This is a genomic window from Paraburkholderia sp. (assembly GCF_050742655.1).
Taxonomy (GTDB): domain Bacteria; phylum Pseudomonadota; class Gammaproteobacteria; order Burkholderiales; family Burkholderiaceae; genus Paraburkholderia.
Genome location: NZ_JBOIGG010000001.1, coordinates 296300 through 318168, shown reverse-complemented (window position 1 = coordinate 318168; position 21869 = coordinate 296300). Strand labels below are relative to the sequence as shown.

Below are 21869 nucleotides of genomic sequence, written 5' to 3'. Positions count from 1 at the left end.
CGTCTCTTGCCGGTGCCGGGCACCAGCCTTTGTTCGTTCGTTACTTCACCGCCAGGCGAGCGCGATCCAGTACGTCTTTAGGGCGACGAGGTAGGTCACGAGCAGCGGAACCCACTGAGCTTCGTGATACCAGAAAGCGATGGCAACAAACATCGCGATCGTCACCCCCATCTTGAGCGCTTCGCCGACCATCCAGCTCATCGCCGTTTCGGCGCCGCCCAGTTTTTTCAGACGTGCCGCGAACAGCGCGCTCGGCACCCAGCAGATCGCTCCCCCCAGGAACGCAGACAGCGCAGCGGCGCCCGGCGGCTTGTAAAAAAGCCACCACAGCAACGTCGCACCCAGGGACAAAACCATTTGCGCCGTCACTACCCGAAAAGGCGTAACGCGCGATGGACGACTCACCTGCGGACCGAAGAGCTTTTCTGCCTCGGCCCTGGTGAGCGGAACGATATTGTTATCCTCTTGCCCGGCATCCCACGCGTCGTCATGCGACACGGGTTTTACATCCGACGACCCAGCGATACTGGCCTGCGTTGCGCGGAGTTCGTCGTGCCTTTCGTCCGGCGCTTGACCCGCCATCGCAGTATTCCGCAAAGTCCTCTGAATCCCGATTTCCAGCCCGCGAGCTTACGCACTACTTACGGGGTTGCCTAGCAAATAAATCCGGGCGATTGTAAGCGATAGTTGCAGGCAATTCAAGACTTTAGGGCCGTCAATCGCCGCGGTGAGACAGGGCTTCATGATGCGGGAGAAGCATCTTGACACGACGACGAACGATAACTGTAAGGCGTCCGGGTGCCAGGGCCGTTTGCCGCGTGTGGCGCTGCCTGTGAGCACTTCCTTCGCGTCGCGGCACGCGACCCGCGGACGTCAGAAATGCGTGAGCAGCCACGCGCCCGCGACACCACCGACGGCCCAGAACGGTACCGAATAGAGGTGGAACGCCCCCCACATGCGGCGCTCGCCCGACAGCCGCACAGCGATCAGGTTGGCGAGCGAACCGATCGCGATGCCGAAGCCACCGACACTGACGCCGAACGCAAGCGCGCGCCAGTCGTGCGTGAACTCCGCGAGCATGATCGCGGCGGGAACGTTGCTGATGCCTTGCGACAGCACCGCGCCGGCGGCATACGCGCGCAACGGTGTGGTCAGTCCGAGATGCGCGACGGTCGCGTGAACCGCCGGCAACGCAGCGACGCTGCGCAGCACGATGAACATGAAAACGAAGATCAGCAACAGCAACCAGTCGATCTTCAGCACGATCCGGTGACGCCACAACAGGAAGCCCGCACCGACGCCCGCGAGGCCGATGCCCGCACGATGCGCGTCCGCCAGCACGACGAATGCGGCGAACAGTAGGACCGCAACGCCAAGCAGCGCGCGATCGACCGGATGAGGTTCGATGTCCTTCGACAGATCGAGCGGTGCCGCGCGAAACGCAAAGGCCGCAAGCACGTACAGCATCGCCATCAACACCACGCACAGCGGCGCCAGCGCCCATACGAAGCCGCCGAACGACACACCGCTCGTCTGCCAGAGAAAGAGATTCTGCGGATTGCCGAGCGGCGTGAGGATCGAACCTGCGTTCACCGCGAGCGCGATGAAGATCACGAGGCGCCTGATCGGCAGCGGCGTCAGCTTGTGCAGCGACAGCGTGAGCGGGATCACCACGAACAGCGCGACGTCGTTGGTCAGCAACGTCGACAGTATGGCCGCGAGACCGATCAGCAGACACGCGAGCGCACGCTCGGAATGAATGCGATGCACGACGCGATGCGCGAGCCACATCAGGAATCCTGAATATTCGACGGCCTTGGTCAGAATGAGCAGGCCCGCGAGCGTCAGCACCGTCTGCCAGTCAACCAGCGCCGGCAGCGACGTCCAAGGCTGCGGATGAAGCAGTTGCAGCGCGATCAGCGCGGCGACGAGCACCGACAGCACCGGCTCCTTCCCGACGAAAGCAAGGAGCCTGCGCCAAATTGTCGCGGGCGCCGTTTCGACGCTTGGTTGATCCGGCACGGTCGCCGCGTCAGGCCGCGGCGTTGCCGCGCAACCGGGCGAGAATGCCTTCGAGCGCGTCGAGATCGCCGAAATCGACCGTCACCTGGCCGCGCCCCCGCCGGCCGAGCTTGATCTTCACGGTCGCGGAAAGGAGGTCCGACAGCTCTTCCTCGAGGCGGCGCGTGTCGCGGCCGCCGTCTTGCGCGCGGGCCTTCACCGTGGGCACCGCCTTGGCGGTCACGGTCACCAGCTTCTCGGTTTCGCGCACCGACATCCGCTTGTTCACGACTTGATTGGCGAGCGCGATCTGCGTCGCGGCGTCGACGGCGAGCAATGCACGGGCATGGCCCATGTCGAGATCGCCGGCCAGCAGCATCGTCTGGACAGGTGCCGCGAGATTCAGCAGGCGCAGCAGGTTCGACACGGCACTGCGCGAACGTCCGACCGACTCGGCCGCCTGCTCGTGCGTGAAATTGAATTCGTCAAGCAACCGCTGGATGCCCTGCGCCTCTTCCAGCGGATTCAGATCCTCGCGCTGGATGTTCTCGATCAGCGCCATCGCTGCAGCGGTCTGGTCGGGCACGTCCTTGACCAGCACCGGCACTTCGGTCAGCCCGGCGATGCGAGCCGCGCGGAAACGACGCTCGCCCGCGATGATCTCGTACATCTCGTGATTCACGGGTCGCACGAGGATCGGCTGCATCACGCCCTGCGCCCGGATGCTCGCGGCCAGCTCCTGCAGCGCGCCCTCGTCCATCCGGGTGCGCGGTTGATATTTGCCCGCCTGCAATTTATCGAGCGGCAATGCGTTGGGCGCGCCGTCGATCTTCACGGCTTCAGTGATGTCGGCGCTGCCGCCCAGCAATGCTTCGAGCCCGCGGCCCAGTCCCTTCTTTCGTGCTACTGCGTTCATCGTACTTCCTCGATCCGCCTGGATGGATGACCGCGCGTCACAGCGCGCGAACCCGTTCAATCATTTCCGCGCCGAACTGCACATAGGCCTGCGCACCACGCGAAGCCCGGTCGAATACCACGCCCGGCAGCCCATAGCTGGGCGCCTCGGCGAGTCGCACGTTGCGCGGGATCACAACATCGAACACCTTGTCGCCGAAATGTTCCTTCAGCTGATCCGACACCTGTTGCTGCAGCGTGATCCGCGGATCGAACATCACGCGCAGCAAGCCGATCACCTTCAGGTCGCGATTCAGGTTGGCGTGCACCTGCTTGATCGTATTGACGAGATCGGAGAGCCCTTCCAGTGCGAAGTACTCGCACTGCATCGGGATGACGACGCCGTGCGCCGCACACAGGCCGTTCAGCGTCAGCAGCGACAACGCCGGCGGGCAGTCGATCAGCACGAAGTCGTAGTCGTCGACGACGTGCGCAAGCGCATCCTTCAACTGACGCTCACGATTCTGCACACTGACGAGTTCCACTTCGGCACCGGCCAGTTCGCGATTCGCGGGCAACACGTCGTAGAGAATCGCCTCGGGCCGCACACGGGCGCTCGCGATAGAGACGCCGTCGACCAGCACTTCATAGACCGTGTTTTCGCACTCCGCCTTGTCGACTCCACTCCCCATCGTCGCGTTGCCCTGCGGATCCAGATCGATGAGGAGGACACGTTGGCCCTGCGAGGCGAGGCTCGCGGCAAGGTTGACTGCTGTCGTCGTCTTGCCGACGCCGCCCTTCTGGTTCGCGACGCAGAAGATTTTTGCCATCGTTGGTGTGTCCCTTTTGCTACCCTGGATGATTGAAATGGAGGTCGAGGCGATCAAGGCGGTAGCGAGCGGCGCTAGCTGGTCCGATCCACGATGACTTCGACCAGATGCCGTTCCGCCTCGAGCAGCGGCACGTCGAGCCGAATAACCCGCTCTGCCCGCGCGCCGGCGGGCAGTCGACCGATCTCGCCGTCGGGGTACACGCCCTTCATTGCCCAGATCGTGCCGTTCTCCGCGACAAGATGCCGGGCAAGTGTAACGAAATCCGCGAGCTCTGCGAATGCACGCGAGACGATTACGTCGAATTGTGCTGGCACCTCGACGCCGGCCCGCAGCGTCTCGACTCGCCCGGTCACGACCGAGAGATTGGCGAGCCCGAGTTCCGCCTTTGCCTGCGCCTGGAACGCGGTTTTCTTCTGAACAATGTCGTTTAGCGTGACGTTCCAGTCCGGCAACACAATGGCGAGCACGATGCCCGGCAGACCGCCGCCCGACCCGACGTCGAGGGCCGACGACGGGCCGCGCGCCGCCAGATGCGGCACGATCGATAGTGAATCGAGGATGTGTTGGACCAGCATCTGGCGCGGGTCGCGGATCGCCGTCAGGTTGTAGACGGCGTTCCATTTGACGAGCAAGGCGACGTAATCGAGCAGCTTTTCCCGCTGTTCCCCGCTCAGATCCAGATTCAGTTTGCCAGCGCCCTGCTCCAGCATCGCGGCGAGTGCTTCGCGCTCTGACAAGCGTCCCTGCGTCGAGGTCATTGAGCCACCGACGTGTCGCCTGCGAGGCTGGCCTTGCGGCGGCCGAGCCCGCGCTTCAGATGCACCATCAACAGCGAGATCGCCGCCGGCGTGATGCCGGAAATCCGTGACGCCTGACCGATCGTTTCCGGGCGGAATTGCGTCAGCTTCTGACGCGCCTCGAATGACAGACCGCGCACTTCGGCATAGTCCAGTCCTTCGGGCAGCTTCGTGTTCTCGTGCGCTTCGTTGCGCTCGATTTCATCGGCTTGCCGGTCGATGTAGCCCTGGTATTTGATCGCGATCTCGATCTGCTCCTTGATCTGCGATAGCAAAACAGCATCGTCCGACAGCGCTTCGATCGGACCGCAGGCGCCGTCGCGCAGGCCACAGACGCTTTCGTAGCTAACGCCGGGACGGCCCAGCAGATCGGCGAGGCTGTATTCGTGATCGATCGGCTTGCCGAGCAAAGCGGTCGCTTCGTCAGCAGGCAAGGTCTTCGGATTCACCCACGTCGAACGCAGCCGTTCGGTTTCACGTGAAACAGCGTCGCGCTTGCGGCTGAATGCATCCCAACGGGCATCGTCAACGACACCCAGTTCGCGCCCAGCCTCGGTCAAACGCATATCGGCGTTGTCTTCACGGAGGCTCAACCGATATTCCGCCCGGCTCGTGAACATCCGGTACGGCTCTGACACGCCTCGCGTAACGAGATCGTCGACAAGCACCCCGAGGTAAGCCTGATCGCGCCGCGGACACCATGCGTCTCTACCCTGCACGAAAAGCCCGGCATTGATACCGGCCAGCAGCCCTTGGGCCGCCGCCTCTTCGTAACCAGTCGTGCCATTGATCTGGCCCGCGAAGAACAGACCATGAATCACCTTCGTCTCAAGCGACGCCTTAAGGCCGCGAGGATCGAAATAGTCGTACTCGATCGCGTAGCCGGGTCGCAGAATGTGCGCATGCTCAAGTCCGGCCATCGACCGGACCAGTTCGAGCTGGACATCGAACGGCAGACTCGTGGAAATCCCGTTCGGGTAGAACTCGTTGGTCGTCAGCCCTTCGGGCTCAAGGAAAATCTGGTGCGATTCCTTCGACGCAAATCGATGAATCTTGTCTTCGATCGACGGGCAATACCGCGGCCCCACGCCTTCGATCACTCCCGTGTACATCGGCGAGCGATCAAGACCGCTCCGGATAATGTCGTGAGTCCGAGCGTTGGTGTGCGTGACCCAACATGGCACCTGCCGCGGATGCTGCTCCACCCGACCGAGGAACGAGAACACCGGCACCGGATCAAGATCGCCCGGCTGTTCCTCGAGCTTCGAGAAATCGATCGTCCGGCCATCGATGCGCGGCGGCGTACCAGTTTTCAGTCGCCCTTGCGGAAGCTTCAGTTCCTTAAGCCGTGCGGACAGCGAAACCGCCGCTGGATCCCCTGCGCGACCGCCGGTGTAGTTGTTCAAACCGACGTGGATTTTCCCATCGAGAAACGTGCCGGCTGTCAGCACGACGGAGCGCGACCGGAAGCGGACCCCGACCTGCGTCACCGCACCAACTACTCGATCGCCCTCGATCATCAAATCGTCGACGGCTTGCTGGAACAACCAGAGATTGGGCTGATTCTCCAGACGACGCCGGATCGCCTGCTTGTAAAGCAGCCGATCAGCCTGCGCCCGCGTCGCACGAACGGCCGGCCCCTTCGACGAATTGAGAATACGAAACTGGATTCCGCCCTCATCGGTCGCGGCAGCCATTGCCCCGCCGAGCGCGTCGACCTCTTTAACTAGATGACCCTTGCCGATTCCGCCGATCGACGGATTGCAGCTCATCTGGCCAAGCGTTTCGATATTGTGGGTGAGCAAAAGCGTCTTGTTGCCCATGCGCGCGGAAGCCAAAGCGGCCTCCGTGCCGGCATGACCACCGCCGACGACGATTACGTCAAATTCTGTGGGATAAAGCATCGTGGATCCCACGCCGAACGTCAGCGTGAGCCTTTCCAAGGAAAATGTATGCGCGAATTATAGCGGGTTCGCTTTTGTCCCGAATTTCGGCCAATCGGACAGCAACAAAAAAGCGCCGTGTTTCACGTGAAACACGGCGCTCAACTTCAGTAGCCGATGCAATCAAACCTGCTGCTATGCCGCTTTCTTCGCTAGCCCAAGATAGGTCTCGATGACACGCGGGTTCTGCGCCAGTTCGGCGGCGGGACCTTCCAGCGCCAGCTCCCCGGTTTCAAGCACGTAGCCATAATCCGAGATTTGCAGCGCGGCGCGCGCGTTCTGCTCGATCAGCAGCGTCGCCACGTTGCTCGACCGCAGCGCGCTGATGATGTGAAAAATCTCCTTCACGATCAGCGGAGCGAGGCCAAGGCTCGGCTCGTCCAGCATCAGTAGATCGGGCTTGCCCATCAACGCCCGCCCGACGGCCAGCATCTGCCGCTCACCACCCGACAGCGTCCCAGCCGCCTGCTTGCGCCGCTCCTTCAGCCTCGGAAACAGCTCAAAGACCGGCTCCAGCTGATCGAGAAAGTTGCGCTCGCCGGCGCGCTTACGCCGATACGCACCGAGGACAAGATTGTCTTCCACCGTCATCGTCGAGAACAGCTCGCGCTTTTCCGGCACAAGGCACATGCCGCGGGCGACACGCTTCTCGACCGGAATCGCACCGATATCCTCGCCTCGATAGACGATCGTACCCTTCGCATGACCGCTTACGGGCAGCGCGCCCATGATCGCGTTCAACAGCGTGGACTTGCCGGCGCCGTTCGGCCCGATGACCGACACGATCTGCCCGACCCGTACCTCGATCGCCGCGCCGTGCAGCGCCTCGACTTTTCCGTAGCGTACCGCCAGACCGCTGACGCGAAGAATCGGCTCTTGTGTCGTCATCATTCCACCCCACCGAGATAAGCTTCCAGCACCGCCGGATCCTTCTGCACGTCTTCCGGCAGCCCTTCCGCGATGCGGGTTCCGAATTCCATGACGACCAGCCGGTCCGTCAGGTTCATCACGAAATCCATGTCGTGTTCGACCAGCAGAACGCTCATCCCCTCTTCCTTCAACTTGCGCAGCAACGTCGCCAGTTGCTGCTTTTCCTGATACCGAAGACCCGCGGCTGGCTCGTCGAGCAGCAACAGCGTCGGGTCGCAGCACAGCGCGCGGGCGATTTCCAGGATCCGCTGCTGGCCGAGCGCGAGACTGCCGGCTTCCTCATACATGTGCTGCTCGAGTCCGACACGCCGCAGCTGCCGCGCCGCCTCTGCCATCAGCCGGCCCTCTTCCACCTCGTTCAGCCGGGCGACGCTTCGCCATACGCCCGCGTGCCCGCGCAGATGCGCGCCGATCGCCACGTTCTCGAGAACCGTCATCCCCGGCAGCAGCTTGACGTGCTGGAACGTCCTGCCGATTCCGCGTTTGACGATGTCGCGCGCGTGCAGCGAATCGATCCGTTCGCCGCGGAACGTGATCTCGCCGCTCGTCGCCTGCAAAACGCCGGTCACCAGATTGAAGGTCGTCGACTTCCCGGCGCCGTTCGGTCCGATCAAGCCAATGATCTGCCCGGCTCGCACGTCGAAGCTCACGTCGTTGACCGCGACCAGACCACCGAACTGCTTGCGCGCTCGGTCGACCGTCAGTAGCAGTTCGCCGGCGGTCGGCTTGCTGCGCTGCGGCAACGGCTCGGCATGCTCGGGAACGTGCGCACGAGGCCCGCGTGGAAACAGCCGTGCGACATACGGCCATACACCCTGCCGCGCATATTGCAGCAGCAGCACCATCAGGATGCCGAAGACGATCACCTCGAAGTTGCCGTTCTCACCGAGCAGCTTGGGCAGCAGCGTCTGCAAATAGTCCTGCAGGATCGTCAGAATCGCCGCGCCGAGCACCGCACCCCACACGTGCGCGACCCCGCCGACGACCGCCATGAACAGGAATTCGATCCCGTGATTCAGCCCGAACGGCGTCGGATTCACCGAGCGCTGCAAGTGCGCGTAGAGAAAACCGGAAATCGATGCCAGCACGGCCGCGTAGACGAAAATCACGACGCGCATCCACGCCGTGTTGACGCCCATCGCTTCGGCCATCAACCCGCCGCCGCGCAGTGCACGGATCGCACGACCCGGTCGACTATTAAGCAGATTCTGAACAGACACGACCGCGCCGAGCACCACGACCCAGATCAGGTAGTAGATATGGCGCCCTGACTCGAGATCGATGCCCAGTACGTCGAGCACCGGAATGCCGTTGATGCCGTCGTACTTGCCGAGCAGATCGAGATTGCCGAACAGGAAAAACAGCGCGAGGCCCCACGCGATCGTACCGAGCGGCAGGAAGTGGCCCGACAGCCGCATCGTCACCATGCCGAGCAGCAGCGCGATCAGCGCGGTGAGGAGCACGCCGACGATCAGCGCGAACCACGGTGACACACCGAACTGCGTGGTCAGATATGCCGTCGTATACGCCCCCACGCCGACGAACGCAGCCTGTCCGAAGCTCGTCATGCCGCCGATCCCGGTAAGCAGCACCAGGCCGATTGCGACGATCGAATACAGCCCGATGTAGTTGAGCAGCGTCACCCAGTATTCGGGGATGCGGATCGGCTGCGGCAGTACCGGCAGCGCGAACATCACGATGAGAAACAGCCAGAAAAAACGGTTCCGCAGAATGCGTTTCATCGCGTCACTCCTCGTCCTCTTCCGCATGCGGGCTCGCCAGACTCCGCCACAGCAACACGGGGATGATCAACGTGAACACGATGACTTCCTTGTAGGCACTCGCCCAGAACGACGAATAGGATTCGAGCAGCCCGACCAGCACCGAGCCGGCGGCCGCGAGCGGATAGCTGACCAGCCCGCCGATGATCGCGCCGACGAAGCCCTTCAGACCGATCAGGAAACCGGAGTCGTAGTAGATCGTCGTGAGCGGCGCGACCAGAATGCCGCACAGCGCGCCGAGCCCGGCCGCGAGCGTGAACGCGAGCCGGCCGGCCTGCGTCGTGCCGATGCCCACGAGCCGCGCACCCAGCCGGTTCACCGACGTCGCACGCAACGCCTTGCCGGAAATCGAGCGATCGAAGTACAGGTACAGCGCACCGATCAACACGATCGCCGTACCCACCACCCAGATGCTTTGTCCCGAGATCGTCAGGCTGCCGATGTTGAACGTCGCATCGGAGAACGCGTTGGTGCGCGAGCCTTCGGCGCCGAACATCACAAGCCCGACGCCGACCATCGCGAAGTGCACCGCGACGGCCACGATCAGCAACAGCAGCGTCGTCGCCTCGGCAATCGGTTCGTACGCGAGCCGGTACACGAACGGTCCCATCGGAATCACGATCAGCAACGTCAGCGCGATCTGCACGATCATCGGCAGCGGTTGCATGAAGACGCCGCGCGTCACCGCGTACACCGCGACCGGGAACAGCAGGTATTTGCCCGCCAGCACGACCAGCGTGCGGGCCGCGTGTCGACGCCGCTCCGCATGCCGTGCGAGCCCCGCGACCTCGACGACGAAGCATGCCCCGCCCATCGCGATGAGCAGCCAGCAGGTCGCCGGAAATTTCTGTGTCTGCAGTGCGGCGAGCGTGAGCGCACCGTACGAAACGAACTCGCCCTGCGGGATGAAGATCACCCGCGTCACGGAGAACACCAGCACGAGCGCCAGCGCGAGCAACGCATAGATGGCGCCTGTGGTGATCCCGTCCTGCGCGAGGATCGCCGCAATTGATAGATCCATACTTCCTCTTCGTGTGTTGCCGAACCTCATGAGCGGCGAACGCATGCAGTTACCCAGCCGCTGACGCACGGACACGATGCGACGCATCCGCCGCACCGCGAACCGGCGGGCGGATGTCATTGTCGTCGATCAGAAAGACGGCGCGACGTGAAACACCGTGCGCCGCAATAACGCTATAACGCCGTAACGCGAAGGATACGAACCGCGTCAGTCGTTCTGCAGCTTCCACCTGCCGTCGACCACCTGCACGATCACGCGTGCACGCTTGTCGAGGCCGTTATGATCGGTCGCTGTGGTGTTGATGATGCCGTGCGAAACCGGCAGTTCCTTGACGTTCTCGAGCGCGCTGCGCAGTGCCTCGCGGAACGCCTCGGTACCCGGCTGCGCCTTCTTCAACGCTTCGGGAATCGCCACCTGCAGCAGTTGGCCCGCATCCCACGCATGACCGCCGAACGTCGCGACCGAACCCATGCCGTAGGCCTTTTCGTACGCGGCCTTATAGGCGAGCGCCGATTTCTTCACCGGGTTCGAATCGGGCAACTGATCGGCGACGAGAATCGGACCGGCCGGCAGCAGCTCGCCTTCGCAATCCTTGCCGCACACGCGCAGGAAGTCGTTGTTCGCAACGCCGTGCGTCTGATAGATCTTGCCCTTGTAGCCCCGCTCCTTCAGCGTCTTCGCCGGCAGCGCAGCCGGCGTGCCCGATCCCGCGATCAGGATCGCATCCGGGTCCGCGCCCATGATCTTCAGCACCTGGCCCGTCACCGACGAGTCGGTCCGGTTGAAGCGTTCGTTGGCCACCACCTTCAGGTGATGCGCATTCGCGGCCGCGTTGAAGACGTTGTTCCAGCCGTCACCGTACGCATCCGCGAAGCCGATGAAGCCCACCGTCTTCACGCCGTGCCGCTCCATATAGTCGGCGATCGCATCGGCCATCAGGCTGTCGTTCTGCGGCGTCTTGAACGCCCATGCACGCTTCGCGTCCATCGGCGAGATGATCGCTGCGGATGCCGCGAGCGAGATCACCGGCGTCTTGCCCTGCGATACGACGTCGAGCATCGCCAGCGCATTCGGCGTCACCGTCGACCCGATGATCGCGTCGACATGGTCCTCGTCGATCAGCTTGTGCGTGTTCTGCACGGCGTGGCTCGTGTCGGATGCGTCATCGAGCACGATGTATTCGACGCTCTTGCCGCCGATCTCCTTCGGCAGCAAAGCGATCGTGTTCTTCTCGGGAATGCCGAGCGACGCAGCCGGACCTGTCGTCGACAAGGTCACGCCGATCTTCACCTGCGCGCTTGCCACGCCCGCCCCGCACATCAACGCCGCAGCAATGCCGACGCGTACCCACTGTCTCGTTTTTTTCATTGACTGTCTCCAAATCGCTGGTCTACATGTAATCCGGCTGCGAGCCGGCTCTTGAATCTAGTGATCGGGTCCGGACGTGCCAAGCATGGTTTTCCCTGCTCGGCGCGCAATAGAAAAGGCACGTCGACTGCACGTGCCTTTGGGGTTCATTGAAGTTCGCGATATCGTCCCGTTTCGAGTGCGGCGGGCCTGGTGGCCGACGCCGTCACGCCGATCTTCACGTCTGCAAAAGCAGCCTTGCCGGTCACCCCGAATACCCCCGCCACGACCGATGCCAGGCTCACCCACCGCAAAGCCAGCTTCATTGCGCTCCCCAACCCGTTTACTCGCTACGTCTTTGAATTCGTTCGAATTAAATCTGATGATTTAAATCGCCGACCGATCGGTCGGTTAATGGCGAGTTTAGCGGACGCAAGCGGCATACTGCAAGCGTTTTACAAGGACCGGTGGAACGGGAAATGTACTACGAGAAGTGCGTGAGTTAACACCACGCCATTTGAGAAAATCGAATGCAAAAGACAAAATAAAAAGCGCTGTTGGATACCATCCAACAGCGCTTTCGTCTGGGCACTGAGTGCCTCATGTCTCCTCGTTCTCCACCTGCAAATCTGCGGTGCATCAGAACTGCGTGAAGATTAAACGCGTGCCCCTAAGCGGACAACTAGCATTTACCCTAGTGGTGCACTGCGGCACTGATTTGGGGCGCCTGCGCACGAGTTAATTGCGTGATTTAGCCGTATTTTTGCGTACGGATTTTGCAGTGCATTTAGATCGGATACCGAAGCATTACCACGTCCGTGCGACCACAGGTCAAGCACGCAGCGGCCTCACTCGCGCGACGATCTCACCGACGATGCCGCGCCGGAACGCCAGCACACACGCGATGAAGATCAGGCCCGTGACGATCGTCGTCGATTCACCGAGCGAACGGAACCAGTCGATGCCGGTCCACGACGCCATCGTCGTGCCGATGTCGCCGAGCCGGTCCTCGAGCGCGACGATCAATGCGGCGCCGAGCAGCGGCCCGAACAGCGTGCCCATGCCGCCCACCAGCGTCATCAGGATGACGAGGCCGGACATGGTCCAGTACGCATCGCCGAGCGTTTCGAAACCCAGCACGAGCACCTTGAGCGAGCCGGCGAGCCCCGCGATGCCGGCGGACAGAACAAACGCGAGCAACTTGAAGCGGTCGGTATCGTAGCCGAGCGACACCGCGCGCGGCTCGTTCTCCTTGATCGCGGTCAGCACCTGCCCGAACGGCGAATGCACGATCCGCACGATCAGCAGGAACGCGAGCACCATCACGACGAGCACGACGTAGTACAGCGCAAGATCCGACGACAGGTTCAGCAACCCGAACAGCTTGCCGCGCGGCACGCCCTGCAGGCCGTCCTCGCCGTGCGTGAACGGCGCCTGCAGGTACACGAAGTAGACCATCTGCGCGAGCGCGAGCGTCACCATCGCGAAGTAGATGCCCTGGCGCCGGATCGCGAACAGGCCCACGATCAACCCGAGCAGCGTCGCCGACGCAACACCCACCGCCACGCCGAGTTCGGGCGTGAAGCCGAGCGACTGGATCGCATAGCCGGTCACATAACCGGCGGTCGCAAGAAACATCGCGTGACCGAACGACAGCAGCCCCGTGTAGCCGATCAGCAGGTTGAACGCCGCCGCGAACAGCGCGAAGCACAGCACCTTCATCACGAACAGCGGATAGACGCCGACGAACGGCGCGGCGATCAGCGCGAGCAGCAGCACGGCATAGAGCGCTTTTCTCTGCATCATTTTTCCTTGCCGAACAGGCCCGCCGGACGAACCAGCAACACGAGCGCCATGATCACGAACACCACCGTCGCGGACGCTTCCGGATAGAACACGCGCGTCAATCCTTCGATCACCCCGAGCAGCAACCCCGTTACGATCGACCCCAGGATCGATCCCATTCCTCCGATCACCACCACGGCGAACACGGTGATGATCATCGGCTGACCCATCAGCGGCGAGACCTGAATGATCGGTGCCGCGAGCACGCCGGCAAATGCCGCGAGGGCGACGCCAAAGCCGTAAGTGAGCGTGACCATCAGCGGCACGTTAATGCCGAACGCCTCGACGAGCTTCGGGTTTTCAGTGCCTGCACGCAGATACGCACCGAGCCGCGTGCGCTCGATCACGAACCACGTCGCGAAGCAGACCGTGAGCGACGCGACGACGACCCACGCGCGATAGTTCGGCAGGAACATGAAGCCGAGATTGGTCGCGCCCGACAGCAGATCCGGTACGTCGTACGGCTGGCCCGACGACCCGTAGATCGACCGGAACACGCCTTCGACGACAAGCGTCAACCCAAACGTCAGCAGCAGCCCGTACAGATGGTCGAGCTTGTAGAGCCAGCGCAGCATCGAGCGTTCGATCGCGATGCCGAACACGCCGACGATCAGCGGCGCGAGCACGAGCATCACCCAGTACGGCAGCCCGAAATAGGAGAGCCCCATCCACGCGAGCATCGCGCCCAGCATGAACAATGCGCCGTGCGCGAAGTTGATCACGTTGAGCAGGCCGAAGATCACCGCGAGGCCCAGGCTCAGGATCGCGTAGAACGATCCGTTCACGAGCCCGAGCAATAGCTGGCTCAGCATCGCCGGCAGCGGAATGCCAAAGATATCCATTGAACGCGTAGTCCATCGTCAAGGTGAAATCAACACGCGCCGGCCGCGGCCGGCGTCACAGGAAGCCCAGGCGAACGGCGCGTGTCTTGCCTACTTCCACAACGCGCAGCGCGTCTCCTGCTTCGTCGTGAAGGCCTGCTCGCCGGGAATCGTCGCGGTGATCTTGTAGTAGTCCCACGGCTCCTTCGACTCGGCCGGCGTCTTCACCTGCATCAGGTACATGTCATGAATCATGCTGCCGTCCTGACGGATGTAGCCCTTCGCGTAGAAGTCGTCGATCTTCTGCTTCTTCAACTGCGCCATCACCTTGTCGGCGTCGGTCGAGCCGACCGTCTGCACCGCCTTCAGGTAGGTCATCGTTGCCGAGTAGTCGGCGGCCTGCAGGCTCGACGGCATCTTCTTCATCTTGTCGAAGTAGCCTTGCGACCACTTGCGCGAGGCCGCGTCCTTGTTCCAGTACCAGCTGTCGGTCAGCACGAGGCCCTGAGTGGTTTCGAGTCCGAGGGCGTGGATGTCGTCGATGAACACCAGCAGCGCAGCCAGTTTCATCGTCTTCGTGATACCGAATTCCTTCGCCGCCTTGATCGAGTTGACCGTGTCGCCGCCCGCGTTCGCGAGGCCGAGAATCTGTGCCTTCGATGCCTGCGCCTGCAACAGGAACGACGAGAAGTCCGACGCGGACAGCGGAGCCCGCACCGCGCCGAGCACCTGGCCGCCGTTTGCCTTCACGACGTCCGACGTCGCCTTTTCGAGCGCCTTGCCGAACGCGTAGTCGGCCGTGAGGAAGTACCACGTCTTGCCGCCCTGCTTCGTCACCGCCGAGCCGGTGCCCTTCGCGAGCGCGGTCGTATCGTACGCATAGTGGACGGTGTACGGCGTGCACTGCTCGTTCGTCAGCGTGTCGGCCCCCGCGCCGATGCTGATGTACACCTTGTGCTTCTCGCCGGCCACAGTGTTCATCGCGAGGCCGGTTGCCGAATTCGTGCCGCCGATCAGCAGATCGACGCCGTCACGGTCGAACCATTCGCGCGCGCGCGATGCCGCAATGTCCGCCTTGTTCTGATGATCCGCATAGACGAGCTGGATCGGCTTGCCGTTCACCTTGCCGCCGAAGTCCGCGATCGCCATCCGGATCGCTTCGAGTCCCCCTTGACCGTCGATGTCGGCATAGAGGCCCGACAGGTCGGTGATGAAGCCGATCTTCACTGCGTCGTCGGCTGCCCGCGCCGTGCCCGCCGTTAGCGCGACACCCGCGACGCCCGCGGCGAGCGCAAAACAGAACGACGATAGCCGTGCGAGAGTTGTCCTTTTCATGCTGTCTCCTTCGTTTTCTGCGTTGTTGTGGATGTTGTGAGATCAGGCGTCATACCCCGAGCAGGTCGTGCAGCACCGGCATCTTGCTTTCGAGCTCCCCGGCCCCGAAGTGCTCGACGATGCGTCCATGCTCCATCACATAGAAGCGGTCGGCGAGCGGCGCGGCAAAGCGAAAATTCTGTTCGACCATCACGATCGTGTAGCCGCGCGCCTTCAGCGTGACGATCATTCGCGCGAGCGCCTGCACGATCACCGGTGCAAGCCCTTCCGAGATCTCGTCGAGCAGCAGCAGGTTCGCGCCGGTGCGCAGGATGCGCGCGACCGCGAGCATCTGCTGTTCGCCACCCGACAGCCGCGTGCCCTGGCTCGCGCGACGTTCCGAGAGGTTCGGGAACATCGCGTAGATCTCGTCGATCGACATCGCTTTCTCGGTCGAACCGACAGGCGGCGGCAGCAGCAGGTTTTCCTCGCACGACAGGCTCGAAAAAATCCCGCGCTCTTCCGGGCAATAGCCGATGCCGCAATGCGCGATCCGGTGCGTGGCCATGCCGATGGTCTCGCGTCCGCCGATGCGGATCGAACCGGTGCGACGGCCCGTGAGACCCATGATCGCGCGCAGCGTCGTCGTGCGACCGGCGCCGTTGCGGCCAAGCAGCGTCACGACCTCGCCGCGGTGCACGCTCAGATCGACGCCGTGCAATATGTGGGATTCGCCGTACCAGGCCTGCAGTCCGGCGATCTGCAGCGCAGGCTCGCCACCGCCTGCTGCCACCCCGCTCACTTCGGCGTTCTCGCGTTCGGCCACGGTGTTCATGCATGCGCTCCGGCAAGTGCCGCGTCGGCGCTACCCATGTAGGCCTGCATCACGAGCGGGTTCTTCGATACCTCTGCGTAGCTGCCTTCCGCGAGCACTTCGCCGCGCTGCAGGACGGTGATCGTGTCGGAGATGCCCGCGATCACGTTCATGTTGTGTTCGACCATCAGGATCGTGCGGCCGCTCGACACCTTCTTGATCAGCGCGGTAACGCGATCGACGTCTTCGTGACCCATGCCCTGCGTGGGCTCGTCGAGCAGCATCAGTTCGGGTTCCATCGACAGCGTCGTCGCGATTTCAAGCGCGCGTTTGCGACCGTACGACAACTCGACGGTGGGCACCTCGGCGAAGTCGGTCAGACCCACCTGCGTGAGCAGATCCATCGCGCGATCGTCGAGCTGACGCAGCGTGTGTGCGCTCTTCCAGAAGTGAAACGCGGTGCCGAGCGAACGCTGCAAGCCGATGCGCACGTTCTGCAAAGCCGTCAGATGCGGAAACACCGCGGAAATCTGGAACGACCGGATGATGCCGCGCCGCGCGATCTGCGCGGGACGTTCGCCGGTAATGTCGATGCCGTTGAAAACAATCTGCCCTGCAGTCGGTTCGAGAAATTTCGTGAGCAGATTGAAGCAGGTCGTCTTGCCGGCGCCGTTCGGGCCGATGAGCGCATGGATCGAACCCCGCCGCACGCGCAGGTTCACCCCGTTGACGGCGATGAAGCCCTTGAACTCCCGCGTAAGTCCGCGCGTTTCGAGAATCGAATCGCCGAGAATCATGTTCCCTTCCATGCGAAGTGAGGCGAAGCACTGGCGATCTTCGGTGCGCGTTGACGCGCCGTGCGAAGCCAACGAACTGTGCGAAGCCGACGACACCCCGTGTCGATCGTGGCATGGCGCGTCAATGCGGACGGTAATCCATGCCGCGCCACGCAGCATGGCAGTCATTGTCTCGCCAATGATGCAGCGCAATCATTGGGATTTGCACTTAGTGGAGGGCCCGTGTCGGCGCGGTAAACCCGCACCCGCGCGGGTGCGGGGCCGGTGTCATGCAACCGACATCGACGGTGTGAGAACGACTTGCGGCGCGGACGTGCTGCGGCTCGCGCGACGGTCCGCGCGGATCATGTCGCTCGCGCGCTCGGCGATCATCAGCGTCGGCGAGTTCGTGTTGCCCGACGTGATCGTCGGCATCACCGACGCATCGACCACACGCAACCCTTCGACACCGAGCACGCGCAAGCGGCTGTCGACCACCGCACCGGGATCGTCGGTGGTGCCCATGCGGCACGTGCCGACCGGATGAAAGATCGTCGTGCCGACCTGACTTGCCGCCTGCTGCAGTTCCTCTTCAGTCTGGAACTGCACGCCCGGCAGGATCTCTTCGGGACGATAGCGCGCGAGCGCGCTCGCGCCGACGATGCGTCGCGTGAGACGCAGCGCGTTCGCTGCGACGTGGCGGTCGTAGTCGGTGGAAAGATAGTTTGGCGCGATCGCGGGCGGTACAAGCGGGTCGCGCGACGCGATGTGAATGCTGCCGCGCGACGTCGGCTGCAACTGGCAGACCGACGCGGTGAACGCGTTGAAACGATGCAGCGGCTCGCCGAAGCGATCAAGCGACAACGGCTGCACGTGATACTCGAGATCGGGTCGCGTGATCGAACGGTCATCTGGGTTCGACTTCGTGAACGCGCCGAGCTGCGACGGCGACATCGACATCGGCCCGCTCTGGAACAACGCGTATTGCAGGCCGATCAGCGCCTTGCCCCACCAGTGCGCAGCCGCGGTGTTGAGCGTGCGCACGCCTTGCACCTTGAACGCCATGCGCAACTGCAGATGGTCCTGCAGGTTCTCGCCGACACCGCGCAGATCGCGCACGACGTCGATGCCGAGCGACTGCAGGCGCGCACCGTTACCGACGCCCGACAATTCCAGCAACTGCGGCGAATTCACCGCGCCCGCGCTGACGATCACTTCGCCGCGCGCCTTTGCGAGATAGTCAACACCGTTACCGCGATACTCGACGCCGACACAGCGCGTGCCTTCGAACACGACGCGCTGCGTGACTGCTCCGGTGATCAGCGTGAAATTCGGACGCGCAAGCGCCGTCCGCAAGAATGCCTTCGACGCGTTCCAGCGCACGCCGCGCTTCTGGTTGACGTCGAAGTAACCGACGCCCGTGTTGTCACCGCGATTGAAGTCGTCGGTGGCCGGGATGCCGGTCTGCTCCGCGGCCTGCGCGAACGTCTCGAGGATCTTCCATTTGAGCCGCTGCTTTTCGACGCGCCATGGGCCTCCTGCGCCGTGCCACTCGTTCTCGCCGCCGTGATGGTTTTCGCTGCGGCGGAACACCGGCAGCACCGAGTTCCACGACCACGCCGGGTCACCGGTGACGCGCGCCCATTCGTCGTAGTCCTCGCGCTGGCCGCGCATGTAGATCATCCCGTTGATCGACGAACTGCCGCCAAGCACGCGGCCGCGCGGATACGCGAGCGAGCGGCCGTTCAAGCCCGGCTCCGCTTCGGTCTTGTAGAGCCAGTCAGTGCGCGGATTGCCGATGCAGTACAGGTAGCCGACCGGCACGTGAATCCAGTGATAGTCGTCCTTGCCGCCCGCCTCGAGCAGCAGCACCGATACGTCGGGATCCTCGGTGAGCCGGTTCGCGAGCACGCAGCCCGCGGTGCCCGCACCGATCACGATGTAGTCGAACTCTCCTTCGAGCGCGCGGTTCGATGCGCGCGCGCCGTCTTCGTGATTGCTCACCCCTGTCTCCTTCATGAGCCGCCGGTCGCGGCATGCATGTCGATGGGTCTGTCGCGCCCGCCGTATGCACAAGCGGGCATTCGCGGTTGCGCTTATTTGCGCTTACTTCGCGACCGGCATCGTGAATTCAGCGCCCTTCGCGATGCTGTCGGGCCAGCGCTGCATGATGCTCTTGTAGCGCGTGTAGAAACGCACGCCCTCCTCGCCGTATGCGTGATGGTCGCCGAACAGCGAGCGCTTCCAGCCGCCGAACGAATGCCATGCCATCGGCACCGGAATCGGCACGTTGATGCCGACCATGCCGATCTGGATCTGCCGCGAGAACGCGCGCGCGACGCCACCGTCCGATGTGAACAGCGACACGCCGTTCGCGAATTCGTTGGCGTTGATCAGCTCGACCGCGGATGCGAAATCGGGCACGCGCACGACGCACAGCACCGGTCCGAAGATTTCCTCGCGATAGATCGTCATGTCGGTGCTTACGCCATCGAACAGCGTGCCGCCGAGAAAGAAACCGTCCTCGTGACCGTCCACCCGGTGTCCGCGTCCATCGACCACGAGCTTCGCGCCAGCCGCGATGCCCGCATCGATATAGCCCGCCACCTTCGCACGATGCGCGCCCGTGACGAGCGGTCCCATTTCGGCTTCGGCATCCATGCCGTTGCGGATCTTCAGCGTCTTCACACGCGGCGTCAGGCGTTCGACCAGTTCGTCCGCGATATGGCCCACCGCGACCGCCACCGAGATCGCCATGCAGCGCTCGCCGGCCGAACCATAGGCGGCGCCGATCAGCGCATCGACAGCCTGGTCAAGGTCGGCGTCGGGCATCACGACCAGATGGTTCTTCGCACCGCCCAGCGCCTGCACACGCTTGCCGCGTTTCGTGCCTTCCGTATAGATGTATTCGGCGATCGGCGTCGAACCGACGAACGACAGCGCGCTCACGTCGGGATGCGCGAGCAGCGCGTCGACCGCGACCTTGTCACCGTGCACGACGTTGAACACGCCGTCGGGCAACCCCGCTTCCTTCAGCAGTTCCACGAGCCGTACCGATGCGGACGGGTCGCGCTCCGATGGCTTCAGCACGAACGTATTGCCGCATGCGATCGCGACCGGGAACATCCAGGCCGGCACCATCATCGGAAAGTTGAACGGTGTGATCCCCGCGACGACGCCGAGCGGCTGCCGCAGGTTCCAGTTATCGATGCCGCCGCCGATCTGGTCGGTGAAGTCGGTTTTCAGCAGGTTCGGGATGCCACACGCGAATTCGACGATCTCGATGCCGCGCATCACTTCGCCCTTCGCGTCGGAAAACACCTTGCCGTGTTCGCGGGTGATCAGCTCGGCGAGTTCATCGTGATGACGGTCGAGCAGTTCCTTGAACTTGAACAGCACACGGGCGCGCTTGATCGGCGCCGTCTCGCTCCACGCGGGGAATGCCGCTTTCGCGGCCGCGACCGCGGCGCCGACTTCCGCGACGCTCGCGAGCGGCACGCGGGCCGTCACCTTGCCGAGCGCCGGATTGAAGACGTCGCCGAAGCGATCGCTCGTGCCTTCGACTGGCCGGCCGTTGATCACGTGGGTCAGCGCGCGGACGCGCGATTCGCTTTGATGTGTCTCGCTCATGTATGCCTCGTTGGATAGGAAGCAGCCCAAAACGGCCGTGCCGCGACTGCTGAAACCACAGCCTAATCGCGACGCGCGCAGCAAATCCAATGAGTTATGCTCAACTGCGTTATAAGTCGCGCTAATATCAGGCGATGGACCTGACTCTGCTTCGTGCATTCGTCACCGTCGCGCGCGAGGGTAATCTCACGCGCGCGGCAACGCATCTGCACCTGACCCAACCCGCGGTAAGCCTGCAGATCAAGAACCTGCAGGAAGCGCTGGGCGTCGCGCTATTCACGCGCACGTCGCACGGTCTGGTGCTGACGCGCGACGGTCAGGCGCTGCTGCCGCACGCCGAGCGAGCGCTCACAGCCGCGAACGACGTACAGCGCGCGGCGGCGACGCTGCGCCATGAAGTGCGTGGCCGGCTGCGCATCGGGACGATTCTCGATCCCGAGTTCCTGCGGCTCGGCGGCTTCCTGAAGCAGCTCGTCGAGACGTGGCCGCACATTGAAACCGCGCTGCGGCATGGGATGTCGGGCTGGGTGCTCGACGGCGTGCGAGCCCGCGAGCTGGACGTCGGCTACTACATCGGCCGGCCGGCGCAGGACGAAGCGCGCGACGCCACGGTCTTCCATGCGGTGACGCTCACGCACTTCCAGTATCGGGTGCTCGCGCCCGCGGGCTGGAAAGATCGTGTGAAGACCGCGCGCGACTGGCGCGGGCTCGCGGCGCTGCCGTGGATCTGGACGCCGCCGGCGTCCGCCCATCACCGGCTGCTGTCGCGCCTCTTCGCCGACGCGGGCGTGACGCCCGTTAAGGTCGCGGAAGTCGATCAGGAGCCGTCGATGCTCGATCTCGTTAAATCGGGTATCGGCCTCACGCTCGCGCGTGACGCGATCGCGCTAGCCGAAGCGCACGCGCACGCACTGACGATCGTCGAAGGGATCACCGTCCCGACCGAACTCACGTTCGTCGCGCTGGCCGCGCGCAAGGACGAACCGGCGATCGCCGCCGCACTGAAGCTGATCGAGCAGCAATGGTCTGTATAAGTGGGAGCCTGGGCGTGAGCGGGATATGAGTGTTGCTGATATCGCGGCGTAACGACACCGTCACGCGCTTTTTGCTAGATTCGTACTT

19 protein-coding genes are annotated in these 21869 nt (G+C 63.3%); 1 reads left to right on the top strand and 18 read right to left on the bottom strand.

Annotation, left to right across the window (positions count from 1 at the left end; all coding sequences use genetic code 11):
- Positions 1-45: 45 nt before the first annotated feature.
- The 18 genes from ACREXZ_RS01375 to ACREXZ_RS01290 form a co-directional block, all read right to left on the bottom strand.
- Positions 46-582, bottom strand: a complete 537-nt coding sequence (locus ACREXZ_RS01375; protein ID WP_431762216.1) for an ATP synthase subunit I — start codon at positions 580-582, stop codon at positions 46-48.
- Positions 583-873: 291 nt separating this feature from the next.
- Positions 874-1983, bottom strand: a complete 1110-nt coding sequence (locus ACREXZ_RS01370) for an SLC13 family permease (RefSeq protein ID WP_431762468.1) — start codon at positions 1981-1983, stop codon at positions 874-876.
- Positions 1984-2032: 49 nt separating this feature from the next.
- Entirely contained in the window at positions 2033-2917 is an 885-nt protein-coding gene (locus ACREXZ_RS01365; RefSeq protein ID WP_431762215.1) for a ParB/RepB/Spo0J family partition protein, read from the bottom strand.
- Between the two features lie 37 nt (positions 2918-2954).
- Positions 2955-3725, bottom strand: a complete 771-nt coding sequence (locus ACREXZ_RS01360; protein ID WP_431762214.1) for a ParA family protein — start codon at positions 3723-3725, stop codon at positions 2955-2957.
- Positions 3726-3799: 74 nt separating this feature from the next.
- Entirely contained in the window at positions 3800-4486 is a 687-nt protein-coding gene (gene rsmG / locus ACREXZ_RS01355) for a 16S rRNA (guanine(527)-N(7))-methyltransferase RsmG (protein WP_431762213.1), read from the bottom strand.
- Positions 4483-6429: a tRNA uridine-5-carboxymethylaminomethyl(34) synthesis enzyme MnmG gene (mnmG, locus tag ACREXZ_RS01350; protein WP_431762467.1), complete on the bottom strand. Its 1947-nt coding sequence runs from the start codon at positions 6427-6429 to the stop codon at positions 4483-4485. The genes rsmG and mnmG overlap by 4 nt, the downstream gene beginning before the upstream one ends.
- Positions 6430-6603: 174 nt before the next feature.
- Positions 6604-7359, bottom strand: a complete 756-nt coding sequence (locus ACREXZ_RS01345; protein ID WP_431762212.1) for an ABC transporter ATP-binding protein — start codon at positions 7357-7359, stop codon at positions 6604-6606.
- Positions 7356-9140, bottom strand: coding sequence for a branched-chain amino acid ABC transporter ATP-binding protein/permease (locus ACREXZ_RS01340; protein WP_431762211.1), 1785 nt, complete (start codon positions 9138-9140; stop codon positions 7356-7358). The genes ACREXZ_RS01345 and ACREXZ_RS01340 overlap by 4 nt, the downstream gene beginning before the upstream one ends.
- Before the next feature lie 4 nt (positions 9141-9144).
- Positions 9145-10200, bottom strand: a complete 1056-nt coding sequence (locus ACREXZ_RS01335; protein WP_431762210.1) for a branched-chain amino acid ABC transporter permease — start codon at positions 10198-10200, stop codon at positions 9145-9147.
- 207 nt (positions 10201-10407) lie between these two features.
- Positions 10408-11568: an ABC transporter substrate-binding protein gene (locus ACREXZ_RS01330; RefSeq protein WP_431762209.1), complete on the bottom strand. Its 1161-nt coding sequence runs from the start codon at positions 11566-11568 to the stop codon at positions 10408-10410.
- A gap of 146 nt (positions 11569-11714) precedes the next feature.
- A complete protein-coding gene (locus tag ACREXZ_RS01325; RefSeq protein WP_431762208.1) occupies positions 11715-11873 on the bottom strand; it encodes a hypothetical protein in 159 nt (52 codons plus the stop codon).
- Between the two features lie 505 nt (positions 11874-12378).
- The gene (locus ACREXZ_RS01320) at positions 12379-13350 is read right to left on the bottom strand and encodes a branched-chain amino acid ABC transporter permease (RefSeq protein ID WP_431762466.1); all 972 of its coding nucleotides are present in this window, start codon (positions 13348-13350) and stop codon (positions 12379-12381) included.
- Complete coding sequence (locus ACREXZ_RS01315) at positions 13350-14234, bottom strand: branched-chain amino acid ABC transporter permease (protein ID WP_431762207.1); 885 nt, start codon at positions 14232-14234, stop codon at positions 13350-13352. Before ACREXZ_RS01315 ends, ACREXZ_RS01320 begins: the two co-directional genes overlap by 1 nt.
- 90 nt (positions 14235-14324) lie before the next feature.
- Positions 14325-15548 (bottom strand): ABC transporter substrate-binding protein, encoded by a 1224-nt coding sequence (locus ACREXZ_RS01310; protein ID WP_431762206.1) that lies wholly within the window; start codon positions 15546-15548, stop codon positions 14325-14327.
- A gap of 49 nt (positions 15549-15597) precedes the next feature.
- Positions 15598-16362, bottom strand: a complete 765-nt coding sequence (locus ACREXZ_RS01305; protein WP_431762205.1) for an ABC transporter ATP-binding protein — start codon at positions 16360-16362, stop codon at positions 15598-15600.
- Entirely contained in the window at positions 16359-17138 is a 780-nt protein-coding gene (locus ACREXZ_RS01300; RefSeq protein WP_431762204.1) for an ABC transporter ATP-binding protein, read from the bottom strand. The genes ACREXZ_RS01305 and ACREXZ_RS01300 overlap by 4 nt, the downstream gene beginning before the upstream one ends.
- 267 nt (positions 17139-17405) lie before the next feature.
- The gene (locus tag ACREXZ_RS01295) at positions 17406-19121 is read right to left on the bottom strand and encodes a GMC family oxidoreductase (protein WP_431762203.1); all 1716 of its coding nucleotides are present in this window, start codon (positions 19119-19121) and stop codon (positions 17406-17408) included.
- A 102-nt stretch (positions 19122-19223) separates the two neighbouring features.
- The gene (locus tag ACREXZ_RS01290) at positions 19224-20747 is read right to left on the bottom strand and encodes a CoA-acylating methylmalonate-semialdehyde dehydrogenase (protein ID WP_431762202.1); all 1524 of its coding nucleotides are present in this window, start codon (positions 20745-20747) and stop codon (positions 19224-19226) included.
- Between the two features lie 134 nt (positions 20748-20881).
- Here ACREXZ_RS01290 and ACREXZ_RS01285 point away from each other — a divergent pair, with 134 nt between their 5' ends.
- Positions 20882-21781, top strand: a complete 900-nt coding sequence (locus ACREXZ_RS01285; protein WP_431762201.1) for a LysR family transcriptional regulator — start codon at positions 20882-20884, stop codon at positions 21779-21781.
- The last annotated feature ends 88 nt before the right edge of the window (positions 21782-21869 follow it).

Coding starts and splice junctions, on each gene's coding strand:
- ACREXZ_RS01375 (WP_431762216.1), bottom strand. CDS start 582: ATGGCGGGTCAAGCGCCGGACGAAAGGCACGACGAACTCCGCGCAACG.
- ACREXZ_RS01365 (WP_431762215.1), bottom strand. CDS start 2,917: ATGAACGCAGTAGCACGAAAGAAGGGACTGGGCCGCGGGCTCGAAGCA.
- ACREXZ_RS01360 (WP_431762214.1), bottom strand. CDS start 3,725: ATGGCAAAAATCTTCTGCGTCGCGAACCAGAAGGGCGGCGTCGGCAAG.
- rsmG (WP_431762213.1), bottom strand. CDS start 4,486: ATGACCTCGACGCAGGGACGCTTGTCAGAGCGCGAAGCACTCGCCGCG.
- mnmG (WP_431762467.1), bottom strand. CDS start 6,429: ATGCTTTATCCCACAGAATTTGACGTAATCGTCGTCGGCGGTGGTCAT.
- ACREXZ_RS01345 (WP_431762212.1), bottom strand. CDS start 7,359: ATGATGACGACACAAGAGCCGATTCTTCGCGTCAGCGGTCTGGCGGTA.
- ACREXZ_RS01340 (WP_431762211.1), bottom strand. CDS start 9,140: ATGAAACGCATTCTGCGGAACCGTTTTTTCTGGCTGTTTCTCATCGTG.
- ACREXZ_RS01335 (WP_431762210.1), bottom strand. CDS start 10,200: ATGGATCTATCAATTGCGGCGATCCTCGCGCAGGACGGGATCACCACA.
- ACREXZ_RS01330 (WP_431762209.1), bottom strand. CDS start 11,568: ATGAAAAAAACGAGACAGTGGGTACGCGTCGGCATTGCTGCGGCGTTG.
- ACREXZ_RS01325 (WP_431762208.1), bottom strand. CDS start 11,873: ATGAAGCTGGCTTTGCGGTGGGTGAGCCTGGCATCGGTCGTGGCGGGG.
- ACREXZ_RS01320 (WP_431762466.1), bottom strand. CDS start 13,350: ATGCAGAGAAAAGCGCTCTATGCCGTGCTGCTGCTCGCGCTGATCGCC.
- ACREXZ_RS01315 (WP_431762207.1), bottom strand. CDS start 14,234: ATGGATATCTTTGGCATTCCGCTGCCGGCGATGCTGAGCCAGCTATTG.
- ACREXZ_RS01310 (WP_431762206.1), bottom strand. CDS start 15,548: ATGAAAAGGACAACTCTCGCACGGCTATCGTCGTTCTGTTTTGCGCTC.
- ACREXZ_RS01305 (WP_431762205.1), bottom strand. CDS start 16,362: ATGAACACCGTGGCCGAACGCGAGAACGCCGAAGTGAGCGGGGTGGCA.
- ACREXZ_RS01300 (WP_431762204.1), bottom strand. CDS start 17,138: ATGATTCTCGGCGATTCGATTCTCGAAACGCGCGGACTTACGCGGGAG.
- ACREXZ_RS01290 (WP_431762202.1), bottom strand. CDS start 20,747: ATGAGCGAGACACATCAAAGCGAATCGCGCGTCCGCGCGCTGACCCAC.
- ACREXZ_RS01285 (WP_431762201.1), top strand. CDS start 20,882: ATGGACCTGACTCTGCTTCGTGCATTCGTCACCGTCGCGCGCGAGGGT.